Origin of the sequence: Erwinia typographi (genome assembly GCF_000773975.1) — a bacterium.
Classification (GTDB): Bacteria; Pseudomonadota; Gammaproteobacteria; order Enterobacterales; family Enterobacteriaceae; genus Erwinia; species Erwinia typographi.
In genome coordinates this window covers 216,483-236,393 of the sequence record NZ_JRUQ01000019.1, presented here as the reverse complement: position 1 = coordinate 236,393, position 19,911 = coordinate 216,483, and the positions used below count along the sequence as shown (strand labels likewise).

Annotated in this window: 19 protein-coding genes and 2 pseudogenes; 13 read left to right on the top strand and 8 right to left on the bottom strand. The window is 53.7% G+C overall.

The window, feature by feature from the left end:
* Nucleotides 1–4: 4 nt before the first annotated feature.
* On the bottom strand, nucleotides 5–619 hold the full coding sequence (locus tag NG99_RS27475; RefSeq protein ID WP_052130571.1) for a helix-turn-helix domain-containing protein: 615 nt from the start codon (nucleotides 617–619) through the stop codon (nucleotides 5–7).
* 194 nt (nucleotides 620–813) lie between these two features.
* Between NG99_RS27475 and yidA the strand changes: the two genes are divergently transcribed.
* Nucleotides 814–1,623 (top strand): sugar-phosphatase, encoded by an 810-nt coding sequence (gene yidA, locus NG99_RS05885; RefSeq protein WP_034889324.1) that lies wholly within the window; start codon nucleotides 814–816, stop codon nucleotides 1,621–1,623.
* Between the two features lie 250 nt (nucleotides 1,624–1,873).
* On the opposite strand, the gene NG99_RS05880 is transcribed toward yidA, so the two are convergent.
* Complete coding sequence (locus NG99_RS05880) at nucleotides 1,874–2,497, bottom strand: trypsin-like peptidase domain-containing protein (protein WP_034889322.1); 624 nt, start codon at nucleotides 2,495–2,497, stop codon at nucleotides 1,874–1,876.
* 957 nt (nucleotides 2,498–3,454) lie between these two features.
* Between NG99_RS05880 and NG99_RS05875 the strand changes: the two are divergent.
* The 9 genes and pseudogenes from NG99_RS05875 to NG99_RS05840 form a co-directional block, all read left to right on the top strand.
* Nucleotides 3,455–4,264, top strand: a pseudogene (locus NG99_RS05875) (trypsin-like serine peptidase); the annotation flags it as partial.
* A 99-nt stretch (nucleotides 4,265–4,363) separates the two neighbouring features.
* Nucleotides 4,364–4,528: pseudogene (locus tag NG99_RS29885) on the top strand (N-acetylglucosamine-binding protein GbpA); the annotation flags it as partial.
* A 274-nt stretch (nucleotides 4,529–4,802) separates the two neighbouring features.
* Complete coding sequence (locus NG99_RS05870; protein ID WP_034889320.1) at nucleotides 4,803–5,498, top strand: FadR/GntR family transcriptional regulator; 696 nt, start codon at nucleotides 4,803–4,805, stop codon at nucleotides 5,496–5,498.
* Nucleotides 5,495–6,376: a 2-dehydro-3-deoxygalactonokinase gene (locus tag NG99_RS05865; RefSeq protein WP_034889318.1), complete on the top strand. Its 882-nt coding sequence runs from the start codon at nucleotides 5,495–5,497 to the stop codon at nucleotides 6,374–6,376. The genes NG99_RS05870 and NG99_RS05865 overlap by 4 nt, the downstream gene beginning before the upstream one ends.
* Nucleotides 6,360–6,977: a 2-dehydro-3-deoxy-6-phosphogalactonate aldolase gene (locus NG99_RS05860; protein ID WP_034889316.1), complete on the top strand. Its 618-nt coding sequence runs from the start codon at nucleotides 6,360–6,362 to the stop codon at nucleotides 6,975–6,977. The genes NG99_RS05865 and NG99_RS05860 overlap by 17 nt, the downstream gene beginning before the upstream one ends.
* Complete coding sequence (gene dgoD, locus NG99_RS05855) at nucleotides 6,974–8,122, top strand: galactonate dehydratase (protein WP_034889314.1); 1,149 nt, start codon at nucleotides 6,974–6,976, stop codon at nucleotides 8,120–8,122. Before NG99_RS05860 ends, dgoD begins: the two co-directional genes overlap by 4 nt.
* A gap of 116 nt (nucleotides 8,123–8,238) precedes the next feature.
* Complete coding sequence (locus NG99_RS05850) at nucleotides 8,239–9,552, top strand: MFS transporter (protein ID WP_034889312.1); 1,314 nt, start codon at nucleotides 8,239–8,241, stop codon at nucleotides 9,550–9,552.
* Between the two features lies 1 nt (nucleotide 9,553).
* Entirely contained in the window at nucleotides 9,554–10,495 is a 942-nt protein-coding gene (locus tag NG99_RS05845) for a 2-hydroxyacid dehydrogenase (protein WP_034889310.1), read from the top strand.
* 43 nt (nucleotides 10,496–10,538) lie between these two features.
* The gene (locus NG99_RS05840) at nucleotides 10,539–11,807 is read left to right on the top strand and encodes a DUF3748 domain-containing protein (protein WP_034889308.1); all 1,269 of its coding nucleotides are present in this window, start codon (nucleotides 10,539–10,541) and stop codon (nucleotides 11,805–11,807) included.
* Between the two features lie 16 nt (nucleotides 11,808–11,823).
* Here NG99_RS05840 and NG99_RS05835 read toward each other — a convergent pair whose 3' ends face one another.
* A complete protein-coding gene (locus NG99_RS05835; RefSeq protein WP_034889479.1) occupies nucleotides 11,824–12,195 on the bottom strand; it encodes a YceK/YidQ family lipoprotein in 372 nt (123 codons plus the stop codon).
* Nucleotides 12,196–12,496: 301 nt separating this feature from the next.
* Between NG99_RS05835 and ibpA the strand changes: the two genes are divergently transcribed.
* The gene (gene ibpA / locus NG99_RS05830; protein WP_034889306.1) at nucleotides 12,497–12,913 is read left to right on the top strand and encodes a small heat shock chaperone IbpA; all 417 of its coding nucleotides are present in this window, start codon (nucleotides 12,497–12,499) and stop codon (nucleotides 12,911–12,913) included.
* Nucleotides 12,914–12,950: 37 nt separating this feature from the next.
* On the opposite strand, the gene NG99_RS05825 is transcribed toward ibpA, so the two are convergent.
* Genes NG99_RS05825 through NG99_RS05805 form a run of 5 tightly spaced genes read right to left on the bottom strand, consistent with a single transcriptional unit; the run spans nucleotide 12,951 to nucleotide 18,333 of the window.
* On the bottom strand, nucleotides 12,951–14,201 hold the full coding sequence (locus NG99_RS05825; RefSeq protein WP_034889304.1) for a valine--pyruvate transaminase: 1,251 nt from the start codon (nucleotides 14,199–14,201) through the stop codon (nucleotides 12,951–12,953).
* Between the two features lie 46 nt (nucleotides 14,202–14,247).
* On the bottom strand, nucleotides 14,248–15,237 hold the full coding sequence (gene ghrB / locus NG99_RS05820; RefSeq protein WP_034889302.1) for a glyoxylate/hydroxypyruvate reductase GhrB: 990 nt from the start codon (nucleotides 15,235–15,237) through the stop codon (nucleotides 14,248–14,250).
* 50 nt (nucleotides 15,238–15,287) lie between these two features.
* The gene (locus tag NG99_RS05815; RefSeq protein ID WP_034889300.1) at nucleotides 15,288–16,571 is read right to left on the bottom strand and encodes an MFS transporter; all 1,284 of its coding nucleotides are present in this window, start codon (nucleotides 16,569–16,571) and stop codon (nucleotides 15,288–15,290) included.
* 55 nt (nucleotides 16,572–16,626) lie between these two features.
* Nucleotides 16,627–17,580 (bottom strand): sugar kinase, encoded by a 954-nt coding sequence (locus tag NG99_RS05810; RefSeq protein WP_034889298.1) that lies wholly within the window; start codon nucleotides 17,578–17,580, stop codon nucleotides 16,627–16,629.
* Nucleotides 17,581–17,583: 3 nt separating this feature from the next.
* A complete protein-coding gene (locus tag NG99_RS05805) occupies nucleotides 17,584–18,333 on the bottom strand; it encodes a sugar phosphate isomerase/epimerase family protein (protein ID WP_034889296.1) in 750 nt (249 codons plus the stop codon).
* A gap of 226 nt (nucleotides 18,334–18,559) precedes the next feature.
* On the opposite strand from NG99_RS05805, the gene NG99_RS05800 reads away from it, so the two are divergent.
* Together NG99_RS05800 and NG99_RS05795 are read left to right on the top strand one after the other, a co-directional pair.
* Nucleotides 18,560–19,414: a DUF3289 family protein gene (locus tag NG99_RS05800; RefSeq protein ID WP_034889293.1), complete on the top strand. Its 855-nt coding sequence runs from the start codon at nucleotides 18,560–18,562 to the stop codon at nucleotides 19,412–19,414.
* A complete protein-coding gene (locus NG99_RS05795; RefSeq protein ID WP_034889291.1) occupies nucleotides 19,411–19,905 on the top strand; it encodes a DUF943 family protein in 495 nt (164 codons plus the stop codon). The genes NG99_RS05800 and NG99_RS05795 overlap by 4 nt, the downstream gene beginning before the upstream one ends.
* Nucleotides 19,906–19,911 lie beyond the last annotated feature (6 nt).

Sequence of the window (19,911 nt, the reverse complement as noted above, 5' to 3'; positions counted from 1 at the left end):
TTACTCATTGCTGCTCAAACCCCATTAACGCATAGCGGTAAAAATCATTGTTATTTTTCATGCCGAGCTTACGCATTACCGCCCGTTTGTGGGTGCTGATGGTTTTCACGCTCAGGCTGGTGACTCGCGAAATATCGGTCAGTGACAGGCCCATGCGCGTGTATTTGACCACCATCTCCTGCTGTCTGCTGAGAATGATGGCATCCTGAGGCTTGCAGTTCTGCGGGGTGAGCAGACTTTTCATGGCGTAGCCGGAAGAGTTTTTACGTTTGAACAGCTGTAGCAACCACTGCGCAGCGTCGCTTTTTTTTATCTGAAGCAGATGTTGATGGCAGGAACCGTCGCCGACATGGCACTGTGCGGCCAGAAAGATCGAAACGTAACGTTCCGTTGGCTTATCTTCCCCTTTCGCGTCCTGGCCTGCGGGAAGGGAATGCGCTTTCACTGAACCAGTCTGGTAGACGTCGGTGATAACGATATCCGGCGTGAGTAACGCCTTGTTCTCTTCCGTGACCAGAAACACCGGGTTGCCTGTAATCGTGGGCAGCCAGACTTCATTAATCAAACCGATAGTGCCTGAGACAAAAAAGCTGTCTTTGCTGACAATGACAATATTCATTCGCTTCCTCCGTGAATGTCATGCAGGGTTATTTTCTCACAGTTGCTCAAAAGTCACACACAGAATACGTCCAGATTTAGCTAAAGTGACTTTAGTTCTGGCTGCGTTTAACCGCCGTATATCCTTAACCGGGCTGGTCAATGTGAGCTGAATCGCGCTAGCATAAGAACAAACCGTTAGCTGACGAGGACGTTATGGCAATAAAACTGATTGCAATTGATATGGACGGCACCCTGCTTAACCCGCAGCATGAAGTGACTCCCGGGGTAAAAAAGGCCATTAAGGCCGCCCGCGACAAAGGCGTGGCTATTGTGCTGGCGACCGGTCGCCCTTTTGTCGGCGTACAGCGCTATCTGATGGAGTTGGATCTCCAGCAGGAAGGACAATATTGCATTACCAACAATGGCGCGCTGGTTCAGCAGGCGGCTACCGGCGACTGTGTGGCTGAAGTCACGCTGACATTTGACGATTTTCTCTATTTTGAAAAGCTGGCGCGCGAGCTTGGCGTTCATTTCCAGGCGCTGACGAAATCCCAGCTGTTTACGCCAAATCAAGACATCAGTGCCTATACCGTTCACGAAGCTTTTCTTACCGGGATACCGCTGCATTACCGCGCGGTGGAAGAGATGGACCGATCGCTGACCTTTCCAAAGGTAATGATGATCGATCCACCGGAAGTGCTGGACGAGGCAATTGCGCGCCTGCCGCAGGCCGCTCACGAACGTGCGACCATCATGAAAAGCTCGCCTTACTACCTGGAAATTCTTAATAAGCAGGTAAATAAAGGTGCCGGGGTCAAAGCGCTGGCCGAACGCCTGGGGTTGTCCCGTGATGAGGTGATGGCAATTGGCGACCAGGAAAACGACCTGGCGATGCTACAGTTCGCCGGGACCGGCGTGGCGATGGGGAATGGCATTGAGTCGGTGAAGGCTGCCGCCCAGTTTGTCACCAAAACCAATATGGAAGACGGTGTGGCGTACGCCATTGAGAAATTTACCCGCTAGCGTCTGTTAAAACGTCCCGCACTGCCGGGGCGTTTTAACCTTCCCAATACCTGCGACACCGTTGCAAAGTTCGCTATGAAGTCACCTTTTGTTTTATTTAAAGCCTGGCAGCGGGCTGAGGGCAATCCCGCAACTGGCAGTGCCGCACTGGAGTGACCAAAATACGTCCGATGAATACATCATTCTGATGTTTTTTTCGGTTTTCAATGCACGTTTATGGGTACTCTGTTGTAAGTGTCCATGTGTAATATCATCTCTGGACTTCTGTATTAAGCCATTCTTTAAAACTGGCATAAGGAATATAAATTGAGACGTTTTTGTATTTAACCTTTCCGCTCTTCCCGTCTTTAATTCTGTCAGCGTAACCGATTATCACACCCGCGACTGTGCCATCACTGTTGTTATAGACGGCACCACCGGACATGCCTTTCACCGTTCCTGCATCTGACGCAACTACCACACAGTTATTTTTATTCCATTCGCTCTTAAATAGCGTGTTAGTGAGGTTGGTTCCCTCTGATTTTACGGGCATGGCAGAGATAAAGCTGTAGCCGAACAGGTCAACACGGTCACCGATATTACCGTTGCGAAAAACAGGTGCTTTCAGCATTTTATTTTTATGATAAACAATTGCCAGGTCACACTCCGGATGCTCTGATTTCACACGATAAAGCGAATATCTGGCAACGTGGGCGGCGGTAAGACTGTATTCCTCTGTCAGCGGGATGGTTGTACCCAGTGCGCCAGCGCCCAGAATGGTGGGAATGCCGGTGAAGGTCATGTCGACCTTTTCACGGGCTTCATTACTGTATTCATATTTCCCTACAGAACACCCGGTCAGTAACAATAAAAAAACAAATACGCAATATTTCATCATTATTTCTGGTCAGAAAAGATATATAAAATCACCGCCATGTAAATAAAAAGAGATGTCTTAATCCCCCAAAGAATCGTTATTTTCCTGTTGTTCGCGCAGTAATGGTTCTCTGTGTATACAGTAAAAAACGTTTCTGTTCTCTTTTTATCAGGATTGATGCTGCCGTGGCAATATCATTACGGTGAGCGTTTCAGGTTTTTTGCTAAGCTGTTTCGCTGCGACCGATAAAATCATGGGATGTGCAACGTCGGCAAATATAGACCTGCTTGAAATTTCGACAGCATTCTGCGCCAGGAAACATAAACGAATCGTCAATGTTTGTCTGGGGAGGCCGCCCCCCTTTCTTCCTGAGCCTCGTCCTGATTAGATATGACATTGAATTTTATTTGGAAAATTTTCATTGTTTGCATCTTTTTTTATTTTTAACCGTAGATACGCTTTACGGGAGGCGTTTTTCTGACGGGTGATTCTCCAGCAACCGGATAGCAATCCCCCAACGGCCATCAACAACACCGATCGTGTCAACAGCGTTAAGCCCCAGGCGATCCATTGCGCTGATTCTCCGTTTCAACTTGCCGCGATCGCATTCCATGACATCCGGTACTATTAATCCGTAATAAAGAATATATCAACCCTTACGAAATTATTTATGCACTAAGGTCATGGGGATTTATTTAATATCTGAAATTGAGCCTGAACGCCAGAAATTCCGCGTCAATAATGCCTTGTAGCGCAAATCTGCTAAGGTTCAACGTACTGTTAAAAAAGAAAAACACAGCAACGACAAATGTCAGTAATTTAAGTTTTTTCATATTTATTAATTTAATTAATAAATTGGTTTTTTATGGAGTTGTGGTAAGGGAATGGCTAGTGTTACTGCGCGTTAGGCCATGGCGTCAGAATGCTAAATATAGTGTTTTTGTTTGTTATTGATTTATTTCAAAAGGATTTTTTATGAACAAGCTGACGATAATTATTCCATTTATTTTATCAACCCCATTGTCTCAGGCTATTTTGATTGACGAGCATACCTTTAAAGAAAATGGTGGTGACATCACGGATGTACGTCAGGGACTTAAAAATAAAAATGAGAAACTGCGTGAGTTGAGCTACGCTAAAGAATATCTCTCTGTGGGTGCGATCCCTGGCTGTACTGCAACATGGATCGGGAATGATGATAAAAATAAATGGAGTTATATTCTTACAGCGGCTCATTGTGTTGACTATGCCAATACAAAAACTTCAACAAAATCATCGTTCACCTCCTGGAACAACAAAGTCATTGCTGATGGTGAAGGTACCTCATTTGTACCTAAAGAAAGAATAAACAGACCCGCAGGCATGGGAGGCGCATCAACGGATATAGCTATATTAAAATTACCCTTCAGAGCAGTATTAACTGATGCCAACGGTAAGCCTGTAGTAAAACCTGTTTTAAACGATTCGTCAGATGAAATGAATGAAACGGTAACTTACGTTGGTTACGGAACCTGGGGCGTTGGTTTAAATCAGCATGGTAGTTATTGGCCTGAAAAAGGTGACAGAAGATTATTCGGTCAGAGTAAAATAGATTCTATTTTCGAACTTGATTATGGGATAGGTGCGTCATATTCCCCTGTCGGCCCTTCTGAATTCTGGGCCAGAGTTGCTCCCGGGGATAGTGGCTCATCATGGTGGCAGAAGAAAAATTCCAGAAACGTCATCATAGCGACGACTAATGGCCATGGCGGCTCCTACTCAACCGGCGCTCGTGTGTCAAAGTATAAAGACTGGATAAAATCTGTTTATCCTGAGGCGCTTTTCTTATCTGAATTGAAAGATTTACCAGAAAAATATGATCATTCTTTTCCTGAAAATCTTCGAACATATAAAGCCGGTACCGTTATTTTACAGCCCAGGGACGGGAAGTTATATGAATGCAAACCCTTCCCCTATAGTGGATTTTGTGTTCAATGGAGCCGTTCATCAAACCAGTTTGAACCGGGGGTAGGCAGTAACTGGCAAGATGCCTGGAAGCTTAAAAATTAGGAGCCTGTATGGGGTTCTACGTCGGAACCCCAGATTTTCCGTCACCTCAGTTTCAGCCTGGAAACCAGTTCATCTCTCCCGCAGCTTACGATAGCTGATTCATTCCCTTTTTCAGTCAGGGTTTGTCTGTTTTGTGATCTGTATTGTAGTACAACATTGTATATAGGTACTACAATAACCCATCGTTATCCACTCCTCACCAGCTTTAGTCGTGCAAATGTGTGGCTGACGGCGGTACAGTGCCAGGGACTCTTACTCAACTGCACGGAATACCATGAAAGACGATCTCAGCAAAACGGACCGTATCATTCTGACCTTAGGTGAAGACATTGTGTCGGGAAACTACCTGCCCGGCGCCTCCTTACCGGCAGAAGCCGAGCTTTGCGAACGGTTCAGCACCTCGCGCAATATTATCCGTGAAGTGTTTCGATCGTTGATGGCAAAGCGGCTGGTAGAGATGAAGCGTTACCGGGGGGCTTTTGTCACCCAGCGCAGCCAGTGGAACTTCCTCGACAGCGACGTGCTGCAGTGGTCGCTTAAGCACGATCGGGACCCGCGGCTGATTGCGGCCATGAGCGAAGTGCGAAATCTGGTTGAGCCGCAAATCGCTCGCTGGTCGGCGGAACGCGCCACCTCAAGCGATTTAGCCAAAATTGAAGCGGCGCTCAACGATATGGTGACCCACCACCATGACCGTGCGGCGTTCAATCAGGCCGATATTCGCTATCACGAAGCCGTGCTGGAATCCGTGCATAACCCGGTTCTTCAGCAGCTCAGCGTAGCCATCAGTTCGCTACAGCGGGCGGTCTTCGAGCGAACCTACATGCCGGACAGCGACAACATGCCGAATACGTTGCTCGAGCATAAAACGCTGTTTAACGCGATTCGCCATCAGAAACCTGATGAGGCTGAGCAGGCGGCACTGACGATGATTGCCAGCTCGACCCGAAGACTAAAGGACATTACGTGACCAGCTATATTGCTATCGACTGGGGCTCCACTAACCTCCGTGCCTGGTATTTCCGCGAAGGAATCTGTCAGGAGGAACGCCGTTCTGAATCCGGCGTTACCCGGCTGAACGGCCGGACGCCAGCCGGGGTTTTTACAACGATCACTGAAGGATGGCCGGTCAGCGAGCTGCCGGTGATCATGGCCGGGATGGTCGGGAGCAACGCGGGCTGGCTGAATGTGCCCTATCTGCCCTGTCCGGTCTCGCTGGGGGAGATTGCCTTCCGCCTGACCAGGGTGGAAAACAGAGCCTGGATTGTGCCGGGGTTGAGCATGGTGCAAAGCGATAATTTTAACGTGATGCGCGGAGAAGAGACGCAGCTGCTTGGCGCCGCGCGGCTTTGTCCTGCCACTCATTACGTCATGCCCGGCACCCACTGTAAGTGGGTGAAGGAAGAAGCGGGCAAGATCGTGGATTTTCGCACCGTGATGACCGGAGAACTTCACCATGTTCTGCTTAACCATTCGCTGATTGGCAGCGGGCTGCCAGCGCAGCGCCCGGACGCAGAGGCCTTCTCTCAGGGGCTGGAAACGGGCGCTAACGATCGCAGCATTCTCAGCCGGTTATTTGAGGTGCGTGCAGCGCATGTGCTGGGTGCTCGTTCTCGTGAGTCGGTCAGCGATTTTCTTTCCGGTTTGCTGATAGGTCATGAAGCGGCGCTGATGGCAGCGACCTTTATGCAGGGGCATAAAACCCCGCTAACCCTTATTGCAGGCAGCTCGCTGGCCGAACGCTATCTGAAGGCGTTGCAGCTTACCGGGCTGTCCGCTCAACTGCTGGAGGGCGACCGGGCCTTCCAGCATGGAATCAGGAGTATTGCCGATGAACTGGCCTACTAAGCTGCCGCTGATCGCTATCCTGCGCGGTATTCGCCCTGATGAGGCGGAGGCACACGTTGCCGCGTTAATTGACGCGGGTTTTGATGCTATTGAGATCCCGCTTAACTCGCCGGAATGGTCGCGCAGTATTGCCAGTATGGTTGCCGCCTTCGGCCATCAAGCACTGATTGGCGCGGGCACCGTACTGGAGCCGGAGCAGGTTGACCAGCTGTCCGTAATTAATAGCAGGTTGGTGGTGACGCCAAACACTGACGTGGCGGTCATCCAACGCGCGGTAGAAAAAGGCATGACGGTGGCGGCTGGCTGCGCTACGGCCTCCGAGGCCTTTACCGCGCTGAAAGCTGGCGCCCAGGCGCTGAAAATCTTCCCTTCTTCCGCCTTCGGTCCGGACTACATTAAGGCGCTGAAAGCCGTACTGCCGCCGGACGTGCCGGTGTTTGCCGTTGGCGGCGTCACTCCGGAAAATCTCCATGCGTTTCTGGCTGCGGGCTGCGTGGGCGCTGGCCTCGGTAGCGATCTCTATCGTGCCGGACAGCCCGTTTCCCGCACCGCAGAGCAGGCGCGCGCTTTCGTTGCAGCCTATAAGGACGCCGTACAATGAAAATTACAAAACTGACTACTTATCGCCTGCCTCCGCGCTGGATGTTTTTGAAGATTGAAACGGACGAAGGCGTGGTGGGCTGGGGAGAACCGGTTATCGAAGGGCGAGCCAGAAGCGTCGAGGCCGCCGTGCATGAACTTTCAGAATTTCTGATTGGTCAGGACCCGGCGCGGATCAACGATCTGTGGCAGGTGATGTATCGCGGCGGATTCTATCGCGGTGGCCCGATTTTAATGAGCGCCATTGCCGGTATTGATCAGGCGCTGTGGGATATCAAAGGCAAGGTCCTCGGCGTTCCCGTCTGGCAACTGCTGGGCGGCCTGGTGCGCGACAGCATCAAAGCGTACAGCTGGGTCGGCGGCGATCGTCCGGCGGAAGTGATTGACGGTATTAAAAAGCTGCGTGAAATCGGCTTTGATACCTTTAAGCTGAACGGCTGCGAAGAGATGGGCATCATCGACAGCTCACGCAAAGTGGATGCGGCGGTCAATACCGTGGCGCAGATCCGCGAGGCGTTTGGCAACGACATTGAGTTCGGGCTGGATTTCCACGGCCGTGTCAGCGCGCCGATGGCGAAAATCCTGATTAAGGAGCTGGAGCCTTATCGTCCGCTGTTTATCGAAGAGCCGGTGCTGGCAGAGCAGGCGGAATACTATCCCCGGCTGGCGGCCCAGACGCATCTGCCTATTGCGGCCGGTGAGCGTATGTACTCGCGCTTTGAATTCAAACGCGTGCTGGACGCGGGCGGTCTGGCTATCCTTCAGCCCGATCTCTCCCACGCTGGCGGCATCACCGAATGTTTTAAAATTGCCGCCATGGCGGAAGCCTATGACGTTGCGTTGGCTCCTCACTGCCCGCTGGGACCGATTGCGCTGGCTTCCTGCCTGCATGTGGACTTTGTTTCCCGCAATGCGGTATTCCAGGAGCAGAGCATGGGAATTCACTATAACCAGGGCGCGGAGCTGCTGGATTACGTGGTGAATAAAGAAGACTTCACGATGCAGGGCGGCCACTTTGCGCCGTTGAGCAAACCTGGTCTGGGCGTGGAAATTAACGAGCAGCTGGTGATTGAACGCAGCAAGACCGCGCCGGACTGGCGAAATCCGCTGTGGCGGTTTGGCGACGGCACGGTCGCCGAGTGGTAAATCGCCCTCTCTGTCAGTAAGCGCCATAACAAACATCCCACAAAATACCCTGCGTGCGCCGCGGGCGGTCCTTTTGCTGCCCGAGCCCGGCCACGCCACCCGTTGAGGTAGTGATGATGAACACCGATCTGTACACCTCCACCCTGAAACAGCTGAACGCGAAAATTATTCCCTTTATCGTTATCTGCTATTTTGTCGCCAATCTGGATAAGACCAATATCTCCATCGCCGCGCTGCAAATGAACGCGGATCTGGGCCTTTCCGCCAGCATGTACGGCCTCGGCGTCGGTATGTTTTACATCTCCTATATCCTGTTCGAAATCCCCAGCAACGTGATCATGACAAAGGTCGGCGCGCGCCGCTGGATTGCCCGCATCATGATTACATGGGGTATCGTCAGCACCGGAATGGCGCTGGTGCATAGCGCTAACCAGCTGTACGTGATGCGCTTTCTGCTGGGCATGTGCGAAGCCGGATTTGCCCCGGGGATCATCTACTACATCTCCTGCTGGTTCCCGAAAAGCAACCGCGCCCGCGCGATGTCCTTTTTCTATATGGGCTCCGTGGCGGCGTCAATTATTGGTCTGCCGGTGTCGGGTGCGATCCTGAACATGCACGGGATTGCTGACGTAGCTGGCTGGCGCTGGCTGTTCGCGCTGGAGGGGCTCCCCGCCGTACTGCTGGGCGTGCTGGTGCTGTGGCGGCTGCCCGATACGCCGGAGCATGCGCCGTGGCTGAACCCGGAGCAGAAGTCGTGGCTACGCCAGCGTTTGCAGCAGGATAACGTTGGCGTGGAGATCGGAAAGAATCACTCCTGGCTTAGCGCGCTGAAGGATAAAACCGTGCTGCTGCTGAGTCTTGTCTGGTTCCTCCAGGCCTTTGGCTCGATTGGCATCACGCTGTTTATGCCGCTGATCGTCAAAAGCATGGCGGCCGGGCAGAGCAATTTTGTTATCGGCCTGCTCTCTGCGGTGCCGTTCGTGCTGGCCTGCCTGTTTATGTACTTAAACGGTCGTCATTCAGATAAGACCAACGAACGCTCATGGCATATGGGTCTGCCGCTGATCTTCTCCGGGCTGGCGCTGGCCATGGCCGTCTGGTCGGGCAATTTGCTGGTGTCTTACCTGCTGCTGGTGCTGACCGTTGGCTTTAACTTTGCGCTGACGCCCGTTTTCTGGGCCGTTACCACCGAAAAGCTGGCTGGCGTGGCGGCGGCCGCTTCCATCGCGTTTATTAATACGGTGGCGAACTTTGTCGGACTGGGTTTACCCCCTATTCTCGGCAAAATCAAGGACATAACTAACAGCTATCACTACGGCCTGCTCATCGTCGCCGTAGCGCTGATTGTTGGCGGCGTAATCGGCATTATCGTCTCTCATCCCTCGCGCGGTTCGCTGAAATCGGTCCCTCATCATCAGCCAGGTAAGTAATATGAAAATGAAAGTGTTAAAGCAGGCGTTTCTGCCTGCTCCGCTACTGTCCGACTTACAGCAACGCTATGAGGTTGTAGAATTCTCCTTGCTAACCAGCAGCGATTTTGCCGGTATGGCGGCTGATTTTCAGGTTCTGCTGACCAATGGGGAGGCGGTGGTCACCCGCGAGCTGATGGCCTCGTTACCTAACCTGGCGCTGATTGCGGTGTTTGGCGTTGGCTATGACGGTGTCGACGTGCAGGCGGCAAAAGAGCATCAGGTTAAGGTGACCCATACGCCGGACGTACTGACAGAGGATGTCGCCGACCTTGCTATCGGGTTGATGCTGTCAACTTCCCGCCAGATCCCTGGCGCGCAGGCATTTATTCAGCAGGGCAAATGGCCGCAGGCAAGCTATCCGTGGACGCGAAAGGTCTCTGGATCTGCGCTGGGGATTGTGGGACTGGGCCGAATTGGACTGGCGGCAGCCAAACGCGCGCAGGCCTTTGATATGTCGATTGCTTACTGCAACCGGACGCCGCTCGGTAATGTAGCCTATCGCTATCAGCCTGATGTCGTGGCGCTGGCCAGAGAGAGTGACTTTTTGCTGGTTTGCGCGCCGGGCACGGCCAGCAACCGCCATCTGATTAATCGTGAAGTCCTGGAGGCGCTGGGGAGTGAAGGGATCCTGATAAACGTAGGTCGGGGCAGCGTGGTGGATGAGCAGGCCCTGATTGCGGCGCTGGATGCCGGGACGCTGGGTGGCGCAGGGCTGGACGTGTTCAGCGAGGAGCCTCAGGTTCCTTCCGCGCTATTTCACCGGCCCAATGTTGTCCTGACTCCGCATATAGCCAGCGCAACCTGGTCAACGCGTCTGGCTATGTCACAACTGGTGGCGAAAAACGTGGATGCCTTCTTTAACGGTCAGCCGCTGGCAACGCCAGTACCCGAAAGCCGCTGAATGCATTACCCTTAGGGGCAGAACAGGTCCTGGGGAAAGCGCGATGACGGAAACACAGCTGACGTTTGATCAACGTAACCATCAACTTACCAATATTAATATCTGGACGGCTGACAGCCAGTGGCTGGTATACGACATGCGGCCAAATGGCGCGACGTTCAGCAGCTTAACCGTTGAGCGGGTGAATCTTCGCGGCCAGACGGAAGTGCTGTACCAGGCTAAAGACGGCGCGCATGTTGGCGTGGTCACCGTCAGCCCCGACCTGCCTCCTCGCTATGTTTGCATCCACGGCCCGGAACACCCGGACAGCCAGTGGCAGTATGACTTTCACCATCGGCGCGGGGTGATTATCCAGCACGGTCGCGCGGAGAATCTGGACGCCTGCGATATTACGCCGCCCTTCACGCCCGGCGCGCTGCGCGGCGGTTCGCATGTACACGTTTTCAGCCCGGACGGCTCACGCCTCAGCTACACCTATAACGACCACGTTATGCACGAATTCGACAGCAAAGAGGATCTGCGCAACGTTGGCGTGGCGGTGCCTCTGCACGCCGTCTGCCCGCCTAAGCAGCACCCGCGCGAGTACGATGGCAGCCACTTCTGCGTGCTGGTTAGCAAAACGACCGCAAACCCCGCCGCAGGCAGCGACGAAATCAGCCGGGCTTATGAAGAAGGCTGGATCGGCGAGGAGGGCTATCTGAAGCACGATGGTCACCGGCAGCGCTGGGCACTGGCCTTTATTGGCGACACCCGGGCTGAAAACGGTGAAAAAGTGCCGGAGGTGTTTATCGTCGATCTGCCCGATAAGATGGCTGATTACGCGCTGGAAGGCGAATCGCCGCTGGCCGGGACGGCAACCCGGCTGCCTGCGCCGCCTGAAAACGTTGTCCAGCGCAGGCTGACCTTTACCCACCGGCGCGCGCATCCGGGGCTGGCAATGCTGCCCCGCCACTGGCTGCGCAGCTCGCCAGACGGCCGGGCCATTGCCTTTTTAATGAAAGATGAGGCGGGCGTGGTACAGCTTTGGACCGTTGCGCCGACCGGCGGCGAGCCGCATCAGATTACGCGGGCGAAGAGCGATATTCAGTCGGCCTTCAGCTGGCATCCTGGCGGGCGTTCAGTGGCATTGATCAATGATAACAGCGTGATGCTTTGCGATATGGCAACCGGCAAGCTCAATCGTCTGACCGTGAGGACGGATGAAGCCCCGCTGGCTGATGCGGTGGTCTGCTCCCCCGATGGGTTACACGTAGCCTACCTGCGTAACGTCGGGGGCTGGCAGCAAATCTTTATCGTCGGCGTGGGCGAGTAGCCCGGGCGGGCGAAAGCTACTGCTGGGGAGGCGTGCTAACTGGCATTGGCGCGGCCTGAGCGAGGCTGTCGTTGGTATGGTTCTGCTGTTCGCTGCGCAACACGCGCTCACGCGGGGAGTCGTTGGCCTTGTCGCTGTCCTTACGGTAATAATCCCACGGCAGGAACAGCGTATCCACTACGGCGGAAAACGGCAGGTCCAGCGCGGCCAGCGGGCGCATGACCCAGCCGCTATTGCTGTCGGCAACAATCGCCGCACCGGCACGCGTACCGGAATAATAGCCCTGGTCGGGGCCGGAATGGGTCATAAAGCTGGAGCACCCGGTAGTGCCAGCCAGCGAAAGGCAGGCAAGCAGACCGGCACAGCGACACTTGTTTATTACTCTCATCATCATCATCCCTTCAGTCACGGCAACGCCGGCCTGATTGTTATCGTCATGTGCTGGGAAGTTCCCGGCCGCTCTGTGGCGACTCTTGCACTGGTTCGACGAATTCTTCCCTGAGTGTATGACATTCGTGGCTCAATGGTTAAAAAAATTGCGTTTTAGCCCCTTGAAAGCCGACCTGAAGTCACCATTTTACTATCAGGGTCACAAATGAGTACGCCGTAAGGGTACGTCATCCTGACCCACGACCTGTCCATAGTGGAAGGTCTGACCTCAATTCTCGCTGAAATTCAGGAGTAATAACATGCGTAATTTCGATCTTGCCCCACTTTACCGTTCTTCTATCGGCTTTGACCGCCTGATCAATTTGCTGGAATCTAATCAGGGCCAGAGCAACGGCGGCTACCCTCCTTATAACGTGGAGCTGGTGGCGGAAAATAAATACCGAATCACCATTGCCGTGGCAGGCTTCGCTCAGAGCGAGCTGGATATCACCGCCCACGACAATATGCTGACCGTGCGCGGCGCCCATCCTGACGAACAGCAGGAGCGAACCTATCTGTATCAGGGCATTGCCGAGCGCAATTTTGAGCGCAAGTTCCAGCTGGCTGAACACGTCAGCGTGCGCGATGCCAAATTAGAAAATGGCCTGCTTTATATCGATCTTGAGCGCGTCGTGCCTGAAGCCAATCAGCCGCGGAAGATTGAAATTCTGAAGTAATCCGCCAGTAGAAAGGGCCGCATCAGCGGCCCTTTTTTCATCCTTCCTGATGCGCCCGCTCTATCTCCTCCGCGAGTATCGCAATGCCCCGTTCAATTTTGTCGCTGTCCGGCACGTAATTCATGCGCATACACTGATGCGTGTGCGGCCACGCCTGCTCCAGGCCGGGAAAGAAGAAGTGGCCCGGCACCATCAGCACGCCCCGTTTTTTCAGCCGCTGATAGAGCACCTCGGTGGTAACCGGCAGGTCTTTAAACCACAGCCAGAGGAAAATTGCGCCCTCAGGCTTGTGAATAAGACAGCGATCTTCGGATAAATAGCGGCGAATGACGGCGATGGTCTGGTTTACGCGCTGCTGATAAAACGGTTTTATCGTTTGTTCCGACAGGCGCAGCAGATCGCCACGCTGGATCATCTCATTGGCGATGGCCGGGCCGATGCTGCCCGGCGCCAGGCTGATAATGCCATTTATATTGCTGATGGCTGAGATCGTTTTCTCATCGGCGATGATAATGCCGCAGCGCGCGCCGGGAAGGCCGAGCTTGGAAAGGCTCATGCACAGGATGATATTCGGATTCCACAGCGGCCTGGCCTCGCTGAAAATGATGCCGGGAAAAGGCACGCCGTAGGCGTTGTCGATAAGCAGCGGAATGTCATGCTGCTGCGCCAGCAGGTCAAGCTTGATCAGCTCTTCGTCAGTAATAACGTTACCCGTTGGGTTAGTCGGGCGGGAAACGCAGATCAGGCCAGTATCTTCGGTAATGTGCAGATGCTCGAAATCCACATGATATTTGAACTGCCCTTCGGGCAGCATCTCAATGTTGGGACGGGTAGAGACGAAAAGATCCTCCTCCAGCCCGGCATCCGCATAGCCCAGATATTCCGGCGCCAGCGGGAACAGCACCCGTTTCTTGCTGCCGTCGGCGCGTCGTCCGGCGTACAGGTTGAACAGATAGAAGAAGGCGCTCTGGCTACCGTTAGTCAGAGCGATATTTTGCGGCCCAATTTCCCAGCCCAGCTCTTCGCGCAGCAGGGCTGAGAGCGACTCCAGCAGCGTTGTTTTTCCACGCGGGCCGTCGTAGTTGCACAGCGCCTCGGCCAGCTTGCCCTGATCGTGCATCTGCTGTAGCAGCTGTTGGAAATACGCATTCATGGCTGGAATTTGCGCGGGATTGCCGCCGCCCAGCATAACCGCACCCGGTGTGCGTAATCCTTCACCCATATCTTCCATCAGGCGCGTAATGCCTGAATGTCTTGTAAATTTGTCACCGAAGGCGGAAAAGCTCATAACGTATTAACTGCTTAGTCAGGTCGTAGGGGGGGTTACCTTAACGTCAGCCCTGGCGTGATGCAATTATCACCTGCGGATTAACGCAGTTCTTCTCCACTTTCCCGCTCAGCGCGGCGATCAGGTTGTCGACCGCATCTCTGGCCATTCCGTAGCGCGTTTCATGGGTGGCGGAACCGACATGCGGCAGGGCCACAACGTTGGGCAGCGTCAGCAGAGGAGAATCAACCGGCAGCGGCTCTTTCTCGAAGACGTCCAGACCGGCAGCATGGATCGTGCCGTCTTTCAGCGCGGCAATCAGCGCCTCTTCGTCAATCACCGGGCCGCGTCCGGCGTTAATCAGCACCGCGGAATGTTTCATTTTTGCCAGCTGTTCGCGGCCAATCAGATGATGCGTCTCATTGGTCAGCGGCAGGCTGATGCACAGGAAATCGGACTCGCGCAGCAGCGTATCGAGATCGCACCAGGTGGCGCCAAAACGCTGCTCGGCCTCTTCATGATGCTTACGCGCGTTATAGAGGATCGGCATACTGAACCCCAGGTTCGCCCGCTGGGCCAGCGCCAGGCCGATACGTCCCATACCCAGAATGCCCAATTTTTTATGATGCACGTCGATGCCAAACCAGTCAGCGCCGATGCTGCTTTGCCACTCTCCGGCCTTCACGCGTTCGGCAACTTCGGTCACGCGGCGAGCCGCGGCGAGGACTAAAGCCATCATAGTATCGGCCACGGTTTCGGTCAGGACCGTTGGCGTATGCATCAACGCCACACCGCGATCGTTCAGCGCGGCGATATCAAAATTATCCACGCCAACGGAGACGCTGGAGGCGGCGCGCAGCTTCGGCGCTTTGGCCAGGAATTCGGCATCAATCTTCCCGCCCGATCCTAAAATCCCTTCGGCCTGCTGGAATGCCGCCGCGTGCTGGCTCAGGGTTTCCGGGGTAAGACCGTTGATTTCGGTAACGGTAAAATGCTCATCAAGCTTTGTGCGCAGATCTTCGGGTAATTTCTTGTACAGCACCACAGAAGGTTTCATTCTCGTCTCCCTTGAATTGAGGAACGGGCCTGCTGGCCCGCTGTGCATTTTTAAGCGTGTTTAGCGCCGCGCGGCATCGGCGGTTGTTTGTTCTTCGCGGGCTTTACTATCAGCGTCAGCCAGACCGAAATCAGTAGCGAACCACCCATAAATATATACGAAGCGGCAGGGCTGCCCGTGGCACCGTTCAGATAACCTACCACCCAGGAGCCCAGGAATGAACCCAGCGCGCCCATAGCGTTGATCAGCGCCATTGCGCCGCCGGCAACGTTACGTGGCAGCATCTCTGGAATGATGGCAAAGAACGGCCCGTAAGGGGCATACATTGCCGCGCCGGCGACGGTCAGCAGCGTGAACGACAGCCAGAAATTGTTTGCTCCCACCAGCCAGGAACCTAAAAACGCCAGCGCGCCAACCAGCAGCAACGGCCAGACAAATAATTTGCGGTTTTGTAACTTATCCGACGCCCAGGAGACGACGATCATCGCGAGGGTGGCCGCCAGATAAGGAACCGCCGAGAGCCAGCCCGCTTCAACCATGCCCATCTGGGTGCCGTTGCGCAGAATAGAAGGCAGCCAGAGCACGAAGCCGTAAACGCCGATGCTCCAGGTAAAGTACTGAATACAAAGGATGATGACGTTGCGTGACTTAAAGGCTTCGCTGTAATTACGCACCGCCTTGATGTTTTCCTGCTCTTTCTCTAACTGCGCCTGGAGGGCGGCTTTTTCGTCGTTGCTCAGCCAGTTCGCCTGTGCTGGTTTGTCCTGCACCATAAACCACCAGGCTATCGCCCAGATCACCGCCGGGATGCCTTCAAAGATAAACATCTCGCGCCAGCCGAACGACTCAATCAGATAGCCTGACACTACGGACATCCACAGCACGGTCACCGGGTTACCGAGGATCAGGAAGGTGTTGGCCCTGGAACGTTCAGATTTGGTGAACCAGTTGCTTATGTAGATCAGCATGGCGGGCATCACTGCCGCCTCTACCACGCCAAGGATAAAGCGGATGGCGGCCAGCATCGGAATATTGCTGACCATGCCGGTTAGCGAAGCGCAGACGCCCCACAGTACCAGGCAGATAAACACCAGTTTCTTCACGCTGCGGCGTTCAGCATAGATAGCGCCGGGGATCTGGAAAAAGAAGTAGCCGAGGAAGAACAGGGCACCCAGCAGCGATGACATGCCCTTGGTGATCCCCAGATCGTCGTTTATCCCTGCTGCGGAAGCGAAGCTGAAGTTCGCCCTGTCCAGATACGCCAGGCTGTAGGTGATAAACACGATGGGCATAATATACCACCAGCGTTTTGGCGCGATTGTCTGCTTGTTCATAGGTGTTTCCTCTGTTGAGGCTAAAAGAGTGTAGGGGCTTTTTTATTATTTTGGGTCAGTCATCGGCCAGTTCAGCGCGCGTCGGCAGGCCTTCGCTGTCGCCGATGACCTGAATGGCCAGTGAACCAATTTTGTTACCGCGACGGATCGCCGCGGGCAGGCTTTTACCTTCCAGCAGCGCGCTGATGGTGCCAACGGCAAAGCCGTCGCCTGCGCCAACCGTATCCACCACGTTCTCCGTTCTGATGGCCGCAACCGGGCCTTTTTCGCCCTGCGAGGTTTTGTACCAGGCGCCGTCGCAGCCGGTTTTCACTATTACCGCCTTCACGCCCATATCGAGGTAAAAGTCGGCAATGGCTTCAGGCTGGTCGTAACCGGTCAGTATTTTTCCTTCGCCGATTCCTGGCAGTACCCAGTCCGCAAAGCCTGCCAGCAGGTTCAGTTGCCTGACCATTTCACGCTTATCCGGCCACAGAACGGGGCGCAGATTGGGATCAAAAGAGAGCGTTTTACCCATCTGTTTCATCTCCTGCGCGGCGTATCTGGACAGTTCGAGCGAGGAAGCAGAGAGAGCGGCGGCGACGCCGCTCAGATGGAGGTGACGCGCCGAACCAAAATAGTCGCGGCTGAAGTCTTCAGCAGAAAGATGGCTGGCGGCAGAGCCTTTACGGAAATATTCCACCAGCGGATCTGACCCGTCATCCACCTTTGATTTTAGCTGGAAGCCCGTCGGGTAACGCCCGTCGGTCGTCACCTGGCGGTGGTCCACGCCCTCCTTTTCCAGCTGCTGAAGGGTAAAGCGACCGAACGAGTCATCGCCAATCCGGCTGACCCAGCCCACTTTCAGGCCCAGCCTGGCGAGGCCAATCGCCACGTTCAGCTCGGCGCCGGCAATGCGTTTTACAAAGCGTTCGGCTGCGGCCAGCTCACCGGCTTCGGTGGCGACAAACATCGCCATCGCTTCACCAATGGTCACGACGTCAAGCGTGCCGTTTTCATGGAAGGTCATCGGTTACTCCTCTCGCAGCAGATCAACGTAATGGCGGGTGACGGCGAGCAGATCGTCGCCTGCCAGCGGGAATTCAATGCCGCGAGGCACGCCTGAAGGCAGCCGCGCCAGCGTCTCGCGCCACAGAGCGTCGGCTTCATCCAGCGCCACGGCGCGCCAGCCGTTGGCCTCTTTCGTGGCGGCTTTAACATGGATATAGCTGACGAAGCGGCTAAGGCTTGCGGCGGCGGCCAGAGGGTCATCGCCCACCCACAGCCAGTTGCCCATATCAAAGGTCATGCCGCTACAGGTGCGGGTTTCGCCGCAATCGTGAAAGTAGCTGTCCAGGGCGGACAGCCTGCCGCAGTCGGTCTGATCGTTCTCTACAACCAGGTGAAGAGTCTGACCCGCCAGCTTTTCGCGCAGGACGGCGTAGTCAAAGCCGCGGCGATAGTGTCCCAGCGAATATTTTAGTAGCTGAGCATTTAATTGCTTTGCTTCGGCGAAATGCGCATCGAGCCTGGGATTAAGCTGCCCGTCTTCTGTAAACAGCGCTTCCGGCACGGAATAGAACACCACCAGCCGGGCATCGGCCAGCGTTTTTCCCAGTGCAGGCAGCGTGCTTAACTCGCTGTCGCTGAACAATTCGCGACGGATTTCAATGCCGTCGGCACCGGCGGCGGCAACGATGGGCACCACGGCCTGCTGACCGCCCATGGCGGCAATCTGCTCGCGACCATAGGCTGCCGTCACCACTATCACTTCTCTTTTCATACCTTCCTCCAGGCTCGGTGTGGCCTCGACGTTATAAAAACGTTAAATGGAACCGGTTCCAAAGCAAAGGGGCAGTGTATGGTTTTATGATCGCGCTCACGATGTGAACAATTTTTGTTGGGGGATGGTCTGAAAATGCGATCTGAACGCGCCTGGAAATCTGAGGTTTAGGGAAAATAGCCACCGATGGGCAATGAAGCCCGATAACGTCTAAAAGGAATTCACGATGACAGACAGCAGCATCTCCCTTCCCTGCGAACTGCAACTCCCCAACGTACTTTTCACTACCCAGCATCGCTTTGACGATGGCTACGCGGAAGATATGCATTGTGGCGATCTGAGTGAGAAGGTTCTCCGGCAACATTACCTGTTGGACAGTGTGTCAGAGAGCTTTGATCCCTGGACGGGTGAAAAGCGTCGCTATCCGTTTGGCACCCACGCCTTAGCCAGACCGGCAATCATCAAAGAGAGGGTGAATTATCAGGACGTTTCCAGACTGCTTTTTGATGAGATGCGCAAGCACTCACGGGTGGCTTCATTCTTTGGCCATCGGGCGCTCTTTTTAAGATTGGTTAATCATCTGCAAAACGGTAACGGCAGGCCATTTAGTGATTCATTGCTGAACTTTGCTTATGCTAATCTGATCAGGAACGATCGCTCGAAAAAAAGCGCTTTGAATGGCATAAAAATAGCGCTATCAGAAGATACAGATCTGAAATATTTTTCAGATAAAATCAGACACTCCATAGCGATTGAAATCAGTGATAGCTATTTGCCGAAATTTGACCGTTGGATTGACTGCGTAAATGGTCTCGGAATTTCTGTGCATGATGTTCATGCAACCCAAATAACGTTAATGGCGCTACGCATTGAAGGGCGTAAATTCACTGCAAAGGTACACTTTAAAGGACAGGATCATTTCGGGTTGGACGATCGTGATATGATGAAACCGCGTTACCACAATATGCCGATCTTCCGCATCTGGTTCCTACTACAACGCTGGGAAAAAATGGGGTTCAAACCGTTTATGGTTAATATGGAAGCGACTGTTGAAATTCATGGAGAAAAAGCAGAAAAATGAAAAGCATAAAAAATGAGCTTCTTCAGGTGCTGGTCGCTGTGTTGGCATTACTCGGCGTAATTTTCTTCATCTTGAAAATTTCTGAGCCTGTTGAAATAGTGGATATCCATCATGAATCCGATGGGAGTAATGTGTTGGTCAGACACTTTCCCTATACCGACGCAGGTAAGTTAGCATGGTGGAAAGAAAACGAAGAAATGTTAAAAGAGAAGTATGGCGTTCCAGAAGAGGATGAAACGGGGGACTTCAGGATAGTTTTTTGGGGATTCAATGATGGTTATAAAGTAATGCCTAAAAGCGTTCCAAGATTGAGCTTTGAAACAACGGATCTGCGCTGTTTCGACGACAGAAAGGTAAAAGATAATTGTATCGAAAAGGACATCTTATTCAGGGTGAGTTCCAGAGGGGGCGATGTAACTTATTATGATACTTACAACCATAGTTATATGAAGAAAAAAGACGGCGAGATTATAAAACTAAAAGACCAGTAATAATAT